Here is a 13,569-nt window from a genome sequence, read left to right as displayed (position 1 = left end):
CCGTGGGCCGCAGAACGGGTCAAACACTATGTCGCCACTTTCAGCCGCGTTACAGGCTCAGGCACAGCAGGTTGTGCAGCGTTTTCATGAAGTTCACGGCGCGGACTGCGCCTTTAGCGAGCAGGAGCAGTGGGTGCTGGCGTCGAGCGATTTCGTCAGCGACGCGCTGCTCGCCCAGCCGGCCTGGCTGGCAACGCTGCGCGAACAGCCGCCGGCGCCCGGTGAGTGGCAACACTATGCCGCCTGGTTGCAGGACGAGCTGGAAGAGGTGCGCGACGAAGCGCAACTGATGCGCACGCTGCGTCTGTTTCGCCGCGAAACGCTGGTGCGCATCGCCTGGGCGCAGGCGCAGGGGCTGTGTTCGACCGAAGAAACGTTGCTGCAGCTGAGCGGGCTGGCGGAGACGCTGATCGTCAGCGCGCGCGACTGGCTGTACCAAACCTGCTGCCGCGAATGGGGCACGCCGTGCAACGCCGCCGGCGAGCCGCAGCCGCTGTTGATCCTCGGCATGGGCAAGCTGGGCGGCGGCGAACTGAACTTCTCGTCGGACATCGATCTGATCTTCGCTTACCCGGAAAATGGTCAAACCCAGGGCGGGCGGCGCGAGCTGGACAATGCCCAGTTCTTCACCCGCCTCGGCCAGCGGCTGATCAAGGCGTTGGATCAGCAAACCATCGACGGCTTCGTCTATCGCGTGGACATGCGGCTGCGGCCGTTCGGCGACAGCGGCCCGTTGGTGATGAGCTTTGCGGCGCTGGAGGATTACTACCAGGAACAGGGGCGCGACTGGGAGCGCTATGCGATGGTAAAGGCGCGCCTGATGGGCGGGGCGGAAGACGCCTACAGCCAGGAGTTGCGCAAAACGCTGCGCCCGTTCGTGTTCCGCCGCTACATCGATTTCAGCGTCATCCAATCTTTGCGCAACATGAAGGGCATGATCGCCCGTGAAGTGCGGCGGCGTGGTCTGAAGGACAACATCAAGCTGGGCGCCGGCGGCATTCGCGAAATCGAATTCATCACTCAGGTATTCCAGCTGATCCGCGGCGGCCGTGAACCGGCGTTGCAGGGGCGTTCGCTGCTGCCGACGCTGCAGGCGGTGGGTGAGCTGGGGCTGCTGGAAAGTGAGCAGGTGCGGGCGCTGAGCGCCGCCTACCTGTTCCTGCGGCGGCTGGAGAACCTGCTGCAGGCGATCGGCGATCAGCAAACCCAGACGCTGCCGCAGGAGGCGCTCGATCAGGCGCGCTTGGCCTACGGCATGGGGTTGGCGGATTGGCCGGCGCTGATGGCGGCGCTGGAGGTGCATATGCAGGCGGTGCGCGCGGTGTTCGACGACCTGATCGGCGACGATAGCCCGGATGTCGGGGAAGATCCCGACTACCAGCACTACCACAGCCTGTGGCAGGACGCGCTGGAGGAGAGCGAGCTGGCGCCGCTGACGCCGCACCTCGATGAAGAGGGGCGCCGACAGATGCTGCGCACCATCGCCGATTTCCGCCACGACGTCGACAAACGCACTATCGGCCCGCGCGGCCGCGACGTGCTCGATCAGCTGATGCCGCGCCTGCTGGCGGAGGTATGCCCGCGCCAGGACGCACCGACCGCGCTGGTGCGGCTGGCGCAGCTGCTGCTCAGCATCGTCACCCGCACTACCTACCTCGAGCTGCTGGTGGAGTACCATGCGGCGCTCAGCCATCTGATCCGCCTGTGCGCCGCGTCGCCGATGGTTGCCAACCAGCTGTCGCGTTACCCGCTGCTGCTGGACGAACTGCTGGATCCGGCCACGCTGTATCAGCCGGTGGCGCTGGACGCCTACCGCAGCGAGCTGCGGCAGTATCTGCTGCGGGTGCCGGAAGACGACGAAGAGCAAAAGTTGGAGGCGCTGCGCCAGTTCAAACAGGCGCAGCAGCTGCGCATCGCAGCTGCGGATATCGCCGGCGCGCTGCCGGTGATGAAAGTGAGCGATCACCTGACTTATCTGGCTGAGGCGATCATCGACGCGGTGGTGCAACAGGCCTGGAGCGACATGGTGGCGCGCTACGGCCAACCGACCCATCTGCAGGAGCGCGAAGGGCGCGGCTTTGCGGTGATCGGCTACGGCAAGCTGGGCGGCTGGGAGCTGGGTTACAGTTCCGATCTCGATCTGGTGTTCCTGTTGGATTGTCCGCCGGAGGTGATGACCGACGGCGATCGCTGCATCGACGGCCGCCAGTTCTACCTGCGGCTGGCGCAGCGGGTGATGCATCTGTTCAGCACCCGCACTTCTTCCGGTATTCTGTATGAGGTGGACGCGCGCCTGCGGCCTTCCGGCGCTGCGGGGATGCTGGTCAGCACCGTTGAGGCGTTCGCCGACTACCAGCAAAACGAAGCCTGGACCTGGGAGCATCAGGCCCTGGTGCGTGCGCGCATCGTGCACGGCGACCCGGCGCTGCATCAGCAGTTCGACGCGATTCGGCGCGAGATCCTGTGCAAAACGCGCGATGCGCAGACCCTGAAGCGCGAAGTGCGCGAGATGCGCGAAAAGATGCGCAACCATCTCGGCAACAAGCAGCGCGATCTGTTTGATATCAAGGCCGATGAGGGCGGCATTACCGACATCGAATTTATTGCCCAATATCTGGTCTTACGCTATGCGCCGGGCGAACCGCGCTTGACGCGTTGGTCGGACAACGTGCGCATCTTCGAGCTGATGGCCAATTACGACATCATGCCGGATGAAGAGGCACGCGCGCTGACTCAGGCCTATGTCACCATGCGCGACGAAATCCACCACCTGGCGCTGCAGGAACATTCCGGCAAGGTCGGCAGCGAGCTGTTTGCCGCCGAGCGCGAGCAGGTGCGCGCCAGCTGGGCCAAATGGCTGGATTAATACCTTTTTGCGGGTATTCCGGCGGTCTGTGGTAATATCTGCGCCACTAAAATTTTGTTCTTTTTTGGAGTTATCGGATGAAAGTTACGCTGCCTGATTTTCGCCGCGCCGGTGTGCTGGTGGTCGGTGACGTCATGTTGGATCGCTATTGGTATGGGCCGACCAGCCGCATTTCACCGGAAGCCCCGGTGCCGGTGGTCAAGGTCGATACCATCGAAGAGCGTCCCGGCGGCGCGGCTAACGTGGCGATGAACATCGCTTCGCTGGGCGCCACTTCCCGTCTGGTGGGCCTTACCGGCATCGACGATGCGGCGCGGGCGCTGAGCGCCAAACTGAATGAAGTCAACGTGCGCTGCGACTTCGTCTCGGTGCCGACCCATCCGACCATTACCAAGCTGCGCGTACTGTCGCGCAACCAGCAACTGATCCGTCTCGACTTCGAAGAAGGCTTCTCCAACGTTGATCCGCAGCCGATGCTGGAGCGCATTCAGCAGGCGCTGCCGCAGATCGGCGCGCTGGTGCTGTCCGATTACGCCAAGGGCGCGCTCAGCCAGGTGCAGGGCATGATCCAACTGGCGCGCGCCGCCAAGGTGCCGGTGTTGATCGATCCGAAAGGATCCGATTTCGAGCGCTATCGCGGCGCGACGCTGCTGACGCCGAACCTGTCCGAGTTCGAAGCGGTGGTGGGCCACTGTAAGGATGAAGCGGAACTGGTGGAACGCGGCATGAAGCTGGTAGCGGATTTCGAGCTGTCGGCGCTGCTGGTTACCCGCTCCGAACACGGCATGACGCTGCTGCAGCCTGGCGTTGAGCCGCTGCACTTGCCGACCCAGGCGCAGGAAGTGTTTGATGTGACCGGCGCCGGCGACACCGTGATCGGCGTATTGGCCGCCTCGCTGGCCGCCGGCAATTCGCTGGAAGAGTCCTGCTTCCTGGCTAACGCCGCCGCCGGCGTGGTGGTGGGCAAGCTCGGTACGTCTACCGTGTCGCCGATCGAGCTGGAAAACGCGGTGCGCGGCCGCGCCGAAACCGGCTTTGGCGTGATGACTGAAGCACAGTTGAAAAACGCCGTGGCGCAGGCGCGTCAGCGCGGCGAGAAAGTGGTGATGACCAACGGCATCTTCGACATTCTGCATGCCGGCCACGTCTCCTATCTGGCCAACGCCCGCAAGCTGGGCGATCGCCTGATCGTGGCGGTGAACAGCGACGCCTCGACCAAGCGTCTGAAAGGGGAGAAGCGCCCGGTCAACGCGCTGGAGAACCGCATGATCGTGCTGGGCGCGCTGGAAGCGGTGGATTGGGTGGTGCCGTTCGAGGAGGACACGCCGCAGCGCTTGATCGCCGACATCTTGCCGGATCTGCTGGTGAAAGGCGGCGATTACAAGCCGGAAGAGATTGCCGGCAGTGCGGAAGTGTGGGCCAACGGCGGCGATGTCAAAGTGCTGAACTTTGAAGACGGCCTGTCGACCACCAACATCATCAAAGCGATCAAAGACGGGCGCGGCTAACGCCGGGCGACGTAAAGAACAAGGGCGCGCGGTGCGCGCCCTTGGCGGGAATTATTCGTCATCCTGCTTGGCGGCCGGCGCCGCGCTCAGCTTGCTTTCCAGCTCGGCCATGCGCTGCTCCAACAGCGCCAACTTCTCGCGGGTGCGCAACAGCACCTGAGTCTGCACGTCGAACTCTTCGCGGTTAACCAAATCCAGGCGGGTCAACTGCGACTGCAGCACCTGACGGATTTTTTTCTCAACGTCTTCCCCGAATTCACGAACGCCTTTAGGCATGGACTCATGAACCTGGCGTGCGATTTGTTCGATTTTTTTCGGGTCAATCATGGCGTATCCCTTTCAGAGTTTAATAGCTGCCGCTTAGTGTAATGCGAGTTGCCCGCCGGATAAACACCATTAAGCGCATTCGCCGTACGTGGCCGAATTGTGCTTTTGCCAATTGCCCTGTCTATCCATTAGCGTTATAGTCATCTTGCTTATTCTCAGGGCGGGGTGAAAGTCCCCACCGGCGGTAAATCACCTTCTACGGTGAAAGCCCGCGAGCGCTCAGCCAGCCTGTAAAGGCCGGTTAGAGGTCAGCAGATCCGGTGTAATTCCGGGGCCGACGGTTATAGTCCGGATGGGAGAGAGTAACGGTATCTGCCGGGCATGCGCCCGCTTGCGTTATTTTTTTAGCTATTGCTAGCTACTCCTCAAGATCGCCCTGGTTCTGGTAATCCATAATTTTTAATGAGGTTTTTTACCATGAATCAGACGCTACTTTCAGACTTCGGCACGCCAACAGAACGCGTTGAACGCGCGATCGACGCACTGCGCAACGGGCGCGGCGTAATGGTGCTCGATGATGAAAACCGTGAAAACGAAGGTGACATGATCTTCGCCGCGGAAACCATGACCGTTGAGCAGATGGCGCTGACCATTCGCCACGGCAGCGGTATCGTGTGCCTGTGCATCACCGAAGAACGCCGTCAGCAGCTTGAGCTGCCGATGATGGTGACCAACAACTCCAGCCAGTTCCAGACCGCCTTCACCGTGACCATCGAAGCGGCGCAGGGCGTGACCACCGGGGTTTCCGCTTCCGATCGCCTGACCACCATCCGTGCGGCGGTGGCAGACAGCGCCAAGCCGAGCGACCTGAACCGTCCGGGCCACGTCTTCCCGCTGCGCGCGCAGCCGGGCGGCGTGCTGAGCCGTCGCGGCCACACCGAAGCGACCATCGATCTGGTTTCCATGGCCGGCTTCAAACCAGCCGGCGTGCTGTGTGAACTGACCAACGACGATGGCAGCATGGCGCATGCGCCGGAAGTGATTACCTTCGCCAAACAGCACGACATGGTGGTGCTGACCATCGAAGATCTGGTGGCCTACCGCCAGGCGCACGAGAAAAAGGCCAGCTGATAGCCGGCCGCTTTCAACGATAAAAAAGCCGCGTAAAGCGGCTTTTTTGTATCTACCGTTCTGACAGGCGTTCGCCGATGCGGCTGGCGTAATTCATCACGTGGAAGGTGTAGTTCTCCTCAACCGTACCCTGGAACAGATGCGCCCAGGGGCCGATGGCGTAGATGCCGAGATCTTCCCCGCCGTGCGTCTCGCTGTTCAGCGGCACCAGCGCCGGCTGAATAAAGTCGGGCGCGGTGGCCTGCTCCATGGTTAATGCCGGGCGCTCGGTCAGCGGGATTGTGCCGCCGGGGCCGTTGGCGAAGCCGACGGTGGTGTATGGCTTGCCGTCGCTGCCCAGCCGCGGTTTGCCGTCGACGCCGACGGAAATGCCGAGGATAGGATTGCCGCGCTTGGCATAGCCGGCGATGGTCAGCGTGTGGCTGTGATCGCCGGTCACGATCACCAGCGTGTCGTCCAGATTGACCTTGTCGACGATGGTTTTCACCGCTTCGTTCAGCGCGACCGCGTCGCTCAGCGTGCGGTAGGCATTGCCGTTATGGCTGCCGTGATCGATGCGTCCGCCCTCCACCAACAGCAGGTAGCCTTCGGGATTCCTGGCCAGAATATCGATGGCCTTGCCGGTCATTTCCGCCAGCGAAGGCTCTCCCGCCGCGTCTTGCCGCCGATCGTGCTCGAAGTTCATGTGCGACGGTTCGAACAGGGCCAACAGGTGGTCGACTTTGGTCGGATCGATTTTGTCGAACTGCGCCTGATTCCAGACGTATTGCCCACGCTCGCCGTAGCGTTGCAGCCAGGCCTGCGTCAGGTCGCGGCCGTCCTTTCTGGCGCCTTTCTTGCCGGGATATTCCGGATCGCTCACGCTGTCGGGCAGAAAGTTGGCGCGCCCGCCGCCCATCGCTACGTTCAGGCCGTTGCCGTACTTCATTTCCACCAGCTGGCGCGCGATGTCGCGGCAGCCTGCGGCCAGGGCATCCGCCGGCATTTTGGCGTCAGACTCCCAGTCGCGATTGGCGATATGGGCATAGGTGGCGCCCGGCGTGGCGTGGGTAATGGTGGCGGTCGTCACGGCACCGGTGGACATGCCGAGCGTTGCGGCCATCTCCCACAGCGTGGTGACGGCCTTGGTTTGCTGATCCTCGCAGTTGTTGAGGGTAGCCGTATGGTTGAGGCCCATCAGATCGTTGATGGTTTTGACGCCGGTGGTCATCGCCACCGCGCTGGGCGCAGAGTCGGTGATTTGGGCGTCGGCGGAATAGGTTTTGGCCGCCGCCAGATAGGGGAAGGCCTCCCAGGCCAGCACGTTGGATTCGCCGTCCACGCCGCGCTGTTGCCCTTCAAAAATGCGGGCGGCGGTCACGGTGGAAAACCCCATACCGTCACCGACGACCAGAATGACGTTTTTGGCGCGGTTGGTGTTTGGCGTTTGCTTCAGCCGCTGTTGCAGCTGAGTTTGCGCCTGAATGAAGTAAGGATCTTCGCGCTGCGTCAGCTGCGCGTTGTCCGCCGCGCCGGTGCTTGCCGTCCAGCCGGCGAGTAAGAACATGGAAAGCGCCAGGCGGGTTGCCAGTGTGAGTCTGAACATGAATTCCTCCTTGGTGAGACGTGATTCCCGTAGCGCCGACGGGCTGCCAACACCCTGTCGACTGACAGAGGAGTGTATCGACTGTGTTAACAAAAAATACATAAATTGTTCACAAATTAGATCTGTGTGGCAGTAATGCCATGGTATTCACGAAATTTATTAATTAATTGAAAAATATGTATTTTTTAACTTTCTGTTGGCCGGTGCATTTTTGCGCTTTTTAATTCAAATTTATTGAATATCTTCATCACGGTTATCCGGCTGTGTTGCTGCGGCAAAGCGCGTAATGTAGCGGCATAGCACAATTTGAACTAAGGATCCCTCTATGAACACCTCTCGTATGCCGGCACTGTTTCTTGGCCACGGTAGCCCGATGAACGTGCTGGAAGACAACCGTTACACCCGGGCATGGCGTGCGTTGGGTGAGTCATTGCCGCGCCCGAAGGCGATCGTGGCGGTTTCCGCGCATTGGTATACCCGCGGCACTGCGGTCACCGCGATGGAAAAACCCAAAACCATTCACGACTTTGGCGGGTTCCCGCAGGCGCTGTTTGATACCCGCTATCCGGCGCCGGGCTCTCCCGCGCTGGCCGCGCAGCTGCAGCAAATTCTGGCGCCGGTGCCGGTAACGGCGGATCTCGGCGAGTGGGGATTGGATCACGGCACCTGGGGTGTCCTGATCAAGATGTATCCCGATGCTGACATTCCGGTGGTGCAGCTCAGCGTCGACGGCACGCAGCCGGCGGCCTATCACTATGAGCTGGGCCGCAAACTCGCCGCGCTGCGGGACGAGGGCGTGATGATCGTCGCCAGCGGCAACGTGGTGCACAACCTGCGCATGGTGAAATGGCAGGGCGATACCAGCGCCTACCCGTGGGCGGAATCATTCAATAACTTTGTCCGGGATAACCTGCGTTATCGGGGCGATAACCATCCGCTGGTGGATTTCATGCGCCATGAGGGGGCGGCGCTGTCGAATCCGACGCCGGAACACTATCTGCCGTTGCTGTATGTGCTCGGCGGCTGGGATGGAAAAGAGGCCATCAGCGTGCCGATCGACGGTATCGAAATGGGGGCGCTTAGCATGCTGTCGGTGCAGGTGGGCTAAAGAAAAAACGCCAGTCAGAGACTGGCGTTTTTACCTTCAGTGGAGCGATCAGCCGAGGATGGTGTGCGGATAGAAGCGCGACAGATCCTGCGTGATCAGTTCGCGATCTTCGCGCAGGCCGATGCCGCAAGGTTGATCGTTCACCAGCCAGCTGCCGATCAGCGTGTAGCTGTCTTCGAACTTCGGCAGCGGATGGAACTGCTGCACGATCATGCCTTCTTCGCCGTACGGCCCATCGACGCGCGCCACTTCCTGACCGTTTTCGACGATCTGGATATTGGCGCCTTCGCGCGAGAACAGCGGTTTGGTGACGTAATGATCCATCGACGGATGATCGTCTTGCGCGAAATAAGCCGGCAGCAGGTTAGGGTGGTTCGGGAACATTTCCCACAGCAGCGGCAGCAGCGCCTTGTTGGAGATGATGCTTTTCCAGGCCGGCTCCAGCCAGCGCACGCCGGCGTCTTCCAGCTTGGTGGAGAACATCTCGCGCAGCATGAATTCCCACGGATAGAGCTTGAACAGGTTACCGATCACCTGATCCTGCAGATCGGTGAATTGACCTTTCTCGCCAAGACCAATCTCTTCCATGAACAGGAACTCGGTCGGCAGACCGGCTTCCTGCGCGCAGTCCTGCAGATATTGCACCGTGCCGCGATCTTCTTCGCTGTCCTGGCAGCAGGCCAGATGCAACAGGCCGAAGCCGTGATGCGCTTTCAGCTCGGCGAAACGCTCGATCAGCTTCTCCTGCAGGCTGTTGTACTGATCCGATTGCGGATCCAGCTTGCCGGCATTGATCTGATCTTCCAGCCACAGCCACTGGAAGAAGGCCGCTTCATACAGCGAGGTCGGCGTATCGGCGTTGTTCTCCAGCAGCTTCGGCGGGTTGACGCCGTCGTAGGCCAGATCGAGACGCGAATACAGCGACGGCTGGTTGGTGCGCCAGGAGCTGCGCACGAACTCCCAGGTGTGTTTCGGGATGCAGAACTTGGCCATCAGCTCGTCGCTACCGACCACTTTCTCCACCACCTGCAGGCACATCTGATGCAGCTCGGCGGTGGCGCTTTCGATCTCTTCAATCTGCGCCAGCGTGAACTGGTAATAGGCGTCTTCACACCAGTACGGCTCGCCGTACATGGTGTGGAAACGAAAACCGAACTCGGTCGCTTTTTCACGCCAGTCCGGGCGCTCAGTAATAGCAATACGTTTCATGCATCAACCGCCCATGCTGCGAGAGCCGGAGTTGGAGGTGGCACTGCTGCGCTGCATGCTGGTCTGCTTGGCCACGGTCTCGCCGAAGCCACCGCGGGTAACGGTATTGGTGACCGCAGGCTTCGGCGCCATCGCGGTTTTCGGCACCGTCATGGTGCGGCCGCCGGCGGTGGCCGGGCCGTAGCTCTTGCCGCTGGCGTCGACAAACTTGCCGTTCGCCGGGCTGGCGGCATTCTTGGAGGTGAACAGCGGCTGCTGCGCGAAGCCGGAACCGCCCATCAGGCGGCCCATCATGTAGCCCGCCATCAGCGGCATCCAGAAGCTGCCGCTGCTTTGTGATTCCGCCGCCATGCCGGCCTGTGCCGGAGCCTGGGTACATTGCGCTTCGCCGAACTCGGCGACGCAGTCTTCGCGAGTGGCGTATTTCGGCGCGGTTTTCGCGGCTTCTTTCAGGGCATTGTTGTAGGCGGTGGTGCACTGCTCGCTCATCGAAGGATTGGCGCGCGAACAGTCATCGGCATTCTGATACAGGGAGACCGTTTCATCGCTCTTCTCGCAGCCGGCCAGCATAAAGACGGCGCTGATCGCCAAGGCCACGGGCGCGACACGGTAGCTGCGCCAGGATTTGCGGAACGTCTCTTGGTTGATGTTTTTTGTCCGTTTCATCGTTATCAATCCCATCATGCGGGCTGTTTTCGCCCTTTCCCAGTAGTGGCGCTAAGGATAGGGGAAACATGGTCAAAATTAAAGCTGAAACGCCCGCAGAATCCACTCTTTACGCAGTTATACGTTGGGGTGTGCGCCAGTTCGCTTTCGCGGCGAAAAAACGCGCGTTGGCGTTTCATCATGAAACGTTGTCGCTATGATGATGTTCCATAATGGAACAAAAATCGCGTGGCTCGCCAGGCGGGCGGCAGGCGCTCATAGTCGAAGCACAACAACAAGCCGGCGGCGAAGCCGGCGCGTCATCACCTGATATCTGAACGTTACCATCGCCAACTCCCTACAAGGATCCGGTTATGTTGAGAATCATCCAGTCACCAGGCAAATACATTCAGGGCGCCAATGCGCTGTCCGCCGTCGGCGAATACGCCAAATCCCTCGCCGACCATTATTTCGTGATCGCTGACGACTTTGTGATGCAGCTGGCGGGCGACACCCTGATGGGCAGCCTGCAGCAGCACGGCGTGAAACATCATGCGGCCCGCTTCAACGGCGAGTGCTGCCGTAAAGAGATAGACCGCCTTGGCCGCGAGCTGCAGACCCACGGCTGCCGCGGGGTGATCGGCGTCGGCGGCGGCAAGACGCTCGACACCGCCAAGGCCGTCGCCCACTACCAACGGCTGCCGGTGGTGCTCATTCCCACCATCGCCTCCACCGATGCGCCGACCAGCGCGCTGTCGGTTATCTACACCGAACAGGGCGAATTCGCCGAATACCTGATCTACCCGCGCAACCCGGACATGGTAGTGATGGACAGCGCCATCATCGCCAAAGCGCCGGTGCGCCTGCTGGTAGCCGGCATGGGCGACGCGCTCTCCACCTATTTCGAAGCGCAGGCCTGCTTCGACGCGCAGGCCACCAGCATGGCCGGCGGCAAATCGACGCTGGCGGCGCTCAGTCTGGCGCGGCTGTGCTACGACACGCTGCTGGCCGAAGGGGTAAAAGCCAAACTGGCGGTCGAGGCCGGCGTGGTGACGGAAGCGGTGGAACGCATCATTGAGGCCAATACGTATCTGAGCGGCATCGGCTTCGAGAGCAGCGGGCTGGCGGCGGCGCATGCCATTCACAACGGTTTCACCGTGCTGGAGGAGTGTCACCACCTGTATCACGGCGAGAAAGTGGCGTTCGGCACCCTGGCGCAACTGGTGCTGCAGAACAGCCCGATGGCGCAGATTGAAACCGTGCTGGCGTTTTGTCATGACATCGGCTTGCCGATCACGCTGGCGCAGATGGGCGTCACCGGCGATGCGACGGCGAAGATGATGGCGGTGGCCGAGGCCAGCTGCGCCGTGGGTGAAACCATTCACAACATGCCGTTCAAGGTCACCCCTGCGGGCGTGCAGGCGGCGATCCTGACGGCGGATAGGCTGGGCGCCGCCTGGTTGCAGCGTCATTGATACCGTTGGGGCACGGTGCGCCGCGCCCCTGTTCTTACAGAGGAAACCATCGTGAAAAAACTGATTAATCAGGTCGAGTCGGTGTTGGAAGAGCAGTTGCAGGGGCTGGCGGAGGCTCATCCCGAGCTGCTGGTGCACGCGGATCCGGTGTTCGTGACCCGCGCCGACGCGCCGGTGGCGGGCAAAGTGGCGATCCTGTCCGGCGGTGGCAGCGGCCATGAGCCGATGCACTGCGGCTTCGTCGGTGAAGGGATGCTCGACGGCGCCTGTCCGGGCGAGATTTTCACCTCGCCGACGCCGGATAAAATGTACGAGTGCGGTCAGGCGATCGACGGCGGCGCCGGGGTGCTGCTGCTGATCAAGAACTACACCGGCGACGTGCTCAACTTCGAAACCGCCACCGAGCTGCTGCACGACAGCGGCGTCGCGGTGGCGACGGTGCTGGTGGATGACGACGTGGCGGTCAAAGACAGCCTGTTTACCGCCGGGCGGCGTGGGGTGGCCAACACCGTGCTGATGGAGAAACTGTTGGGCGCCGCCGCGGCGCGCGGCGACGATCTGGACAGCGTGGTGACGCTGGGGCATCGCATCAATAACCACGGGCATTCAATCGGCATTGCGTTGGGCGCCTGTACCGTGCCGGCCGCCGGCAAGCCGTCGTTCACCCTGGCGGAGAACGAAATGGAGTTCGGCGTCGGCATTCACGGCGAGCCAGGCATTGCGCGCCGCCCGTTCACCACGCTCAACGCGGCGGTGGACGACATGTTCCATACGTTGATCGACCACGGCCACTATCAGCGCGCGATCCGCGTCTGGGATCGTCAGCAGGGCGAGTGGCGCGACGAGATGCAGACCAAGCAGCCGCTGACGCGCGGCGATCGGGTGATCGCGCTGGTCAACAATCTGGGCGCCACGCCATTGTCTGAGTTGTATGGCGTGTACCATCGGCTGGCGGAGCGCTGCGCCGAGGCGGGCATCATCATTGAACGCAACCTGGTGGGGTCTTATTGCACCTCGCTGGATATGCAGGGGGTATCCATCACGTTGTTGAACGTGGACGACGAGCTGTTGTCCTTGTGGGATGCGCCGGTGAAAACGCCTGCGCTGCGTTGGGGTTACTGAGGAGGAATCATGGCGTTGACCAAACAACAGGTTGTCGATTGGCTGATGCGTTGCGGCGAGGTGTTCAGCCGGGAGCGCGATTTTCTGACCCAGTTGGACACCGAGATCGGTGATGCCGACCACGGTTTGAACATGAATCGCGGTTTCAACAAGGTGGTGGAAAAGCTGCCGTCGGTGGCGGACAAGGATATCGGCTTTATCCTGAAAAACACCGGCATGACGCTGCTGTCGAGCGTGGGGGGCGCCAGCGGTCCGCTGTTCGGCACCTTCTTCATCCGCGCGGCGCAGGCGGCGAACGCCAAGCAGAGCCTGGATCTGCCAGAGCTGCATCAGATGATGCAAGAGGGGGTGGAAGGCGTGGTGATGCGCGGTAAGGCGGAGCCGGGCGACAAGACCATGTGCGACGTCTGGTGGCCGGTGGTGGAAAGCCTCGGCCAGTCCGCGCAGCAAAACCTGAGCGTGGCGGAGGCGCTGCAGCGCGCCGCCGACAGCGCCGAGCGGGCGGTGGAGAGCACTATTACCATGCAGGCGCGCAAAGGGCGGGCCAGTTACCTGGGCGAGCGCAGCATCGGCCACCAGGATCCCGGCGCCACTTCGGTGATGTTGATGATGAAAACGCTGGCCGAGGTCGCCGGCAGTTAGCAGGAGGCGAG

At 61.7% G+C, this 13,569-nt stretch carries 11 protein-coding genes and 1 riboswitch; of the genes, 7 read left to right on the top strand and 4 right to left on the bottom strand.

Features of this window, described 5'->3' with window-relative positions; translation table 11 throughout:
* Positions 1 to 28: 28 nt before the first annotated feature.
* Together glnE and hldE are read left to right on the top strand one after the other, a co-directional pair.
* On the top strand, positions 29 to 2,866 hold the full coding sequence (glnE, locus tag ACJ8QF_RS16915) for a bifunctional [glutamate--ammonia ligase]-adenylyl-L-tyrosine phosphorylase/[glutamate--ammonia-ligase] adenylyltransferase (protein WP_442537704.1): 2,838 nt from the start codon (positions 29 to 31) through the stop codon (positions 2,864 to 2,866).
* A 77-nt stretch (positions 2,867 to 2,943) separates the two neighbouring features.
* Positions 2,944 to 4,374: a bifunctional D-glycero-beta-D-manno-heptose-7-phosphate kinase/D-glycero-beta-D-manno-heptose 1-phosphate adenylyltransferase HldE gene (hldE, locus tag ACJ8QF_RS16910; protein WP_004937214.1), complete on the top strand. Its 1,431-nt coding sequence runs from the start codon at positions 2,944 to 2,946 to the stop codon at positions 4,372 to 4,374.
* A gap of 51 nt (positions 4,375 to 4,425) precedes the next feature.
* Here hldE and ubiK read toward each other — a convergent pair whose 3' ends face one another.
* Positions 4,426 to 4,701 carry a ubiquinone biosynthesis accessory factor UbiK gene (ubiK, locus tag ACJ8QF_RS16905; protein WP_280631193.1) on the bottom strand — a complete coding sequence of 92 codons (276 nt, stop codon included), beginning with the start codon at positions 4,699 to 4,701 and terminating at the stop codon, positions 4,426 to 4,428.
* Positions 4,702 to 4,848: 147 nt separating this feature from the next.
* Positions 4,849 to 5,009, top strand: a riboswitch (FMN riboswitch).
* 109 nt (positions 5,010 to 5,118) lie between these two features.
* Here ubiK and ribB point away from each other — a divergent pair.
* Positions 5,119 to 5,772 carry a 3,4-dihydroxy-2-butanone-4-phosphate synthase gene (gene ribB / locus ACJ8QF_RS16900; RefSeq protein ID WP_004937218.1) on the top strand — a complete coding sequence of 218 codons (654 nt, stop codon included), beginning with the start codon at positions 5,119 to 5,121 and terminating at the stop codon, positions 5,770 to 5,772.
* Positions 5,773 to 5,824: 52 nt separating this feature from the next.
* On the opposite strand, the gene ACJ8QF_RS16895 is transcribed toward ribB, so the two are convergent.
* Complete coding sequence (locus tag ACJ8QF_RS16895; protein WP_280631194.1) at positions 5,825 to 7,357, bottom strand: alkaline phosphatase; 1,533 nt, start codon at positions 7,355 to 7,357, stop codon at positions 5,825 to 5,827.
* 325 nt (positions 7,358 to 7,682) lie between these two features.
* On the opposite strand from ACJ8QF_RS16895, the gene ygiD reads away from it, so the two are divergent.
* Positions 7,683 to 8,465 carry a 4,5-DOPA dioxygenase extradiol gene (ygiD, locus tag ACJ8QF_RS16890; RefSeq protein ID WP_004937222.1) on the top strand — a complete coding sequence of 261 codons (783 nt, stop codon included), beginning with the start codon at positions 7,683 to 7,685 and terminating at the stop codon, positions 8,463 to 8,465.
* Positions 8,466 to 8,513: 48 nt separating this feature from the next.
* Here the strand turns inward: ygiD and ACJ8QF_RS16885 are convergent, their stop codons facing one another.
* Together ACJ8QF_RS16885 and ACJ8QF_RS16880 are read right to left on the bottom strand one after the other, a co-directional pair.
* Positions 8,514 to 9,674: a glutathionylspermidine synthase family protein gene (locus ACJ8QF_RS16885; RefSeq protein WP_004937224.1), complete on the bottom strand. Its 1,161-nt coding sequence runs from the start codon at positions 9,672 to 9,674 to the stop codon at positions 8,514 to 8,516.
* A 3-nt stretch (positions 9,675 to 9,677) separates the two neighbouring features.
* Positions 9,678 to 10,340 carry a DUF1190 family protein gene (locus ACJ8QF_RS16880; RefSeq protein ID WP_004937226.1) on the bottom strand — a complete coding sequence of 221 codons (663 nt, stop codon included), beginning with the start codon at positions 10,338 to 10,340 and terminating at the stop codon, positions 9,678 to 9,680.
* A gap of 353 nt (positions 10,341 to 10,693) precedes the next feature.
* Here ACJ8QF_RS16880 and ACJ8QF_RS16875 point away from each other — a divergent pair, with 353 nt between their 5' ends.
* From ACJ8QF_RS16875 to dhaL, 3 genes are read left to right on the top strand one after another with little or no spacing between them, the layout of a single operon-like run.
* Positions 10,694 to 11,794, top strand: a complete 1,101-nt coding sequence (locus ACJ8QF_RS16875; protein ID WP_442537703.1) for a glycerol dehydrogenase — start codon at positions 10,694 to 10,696, stop codon at positions 11,792 to 11,794.
* Between the two features lie 51 nt (positions 11,795 to 11,845).
* Positions 11,846 to 12,916 (top strand): dihydroxyacetone kinase subunit DhaK, encoded by a 1,071-nt coding sequence (dhaK, locus tag ACJ8QF_RS16870; RefSeq protein ID WP_442537702.1) that lies wholly within the window; start codon positions 11,846 to 11,848, stop codon positions 12,914 to 12,916.
* A gap of 9 nt (positions 12,917 to 12,925) precedes the next feature.
* Positions 12,926 to 13,558, top strand: a complete 633-nt coding sequence (gene dhaL / locus ACJ8QF_RS16865) for a dihydroxyacetone kinase subunit DhaL (RefSeq protein ID WP_004937232.1) — start codon at positions 12,926 to 12,928, stop codon at positions 13,556 to 13,558.
* Positions 13,559 to 13,569 lie beyond the last annotated feature (11 nt).

Origin of the sequence: Serratia sp. CY81684, from assembly GCF_052166595.1 — a bacterium.
Lineage (GTDB): Bacteria > Pseudomonadota > Gammaproteobacteria > Enterobacterales > Enterobacteriaceae > Serratia > Serratia nematodiphila.
This window is presented reverse-complemented; position numbering and strand designations above follow the sequence as displayed.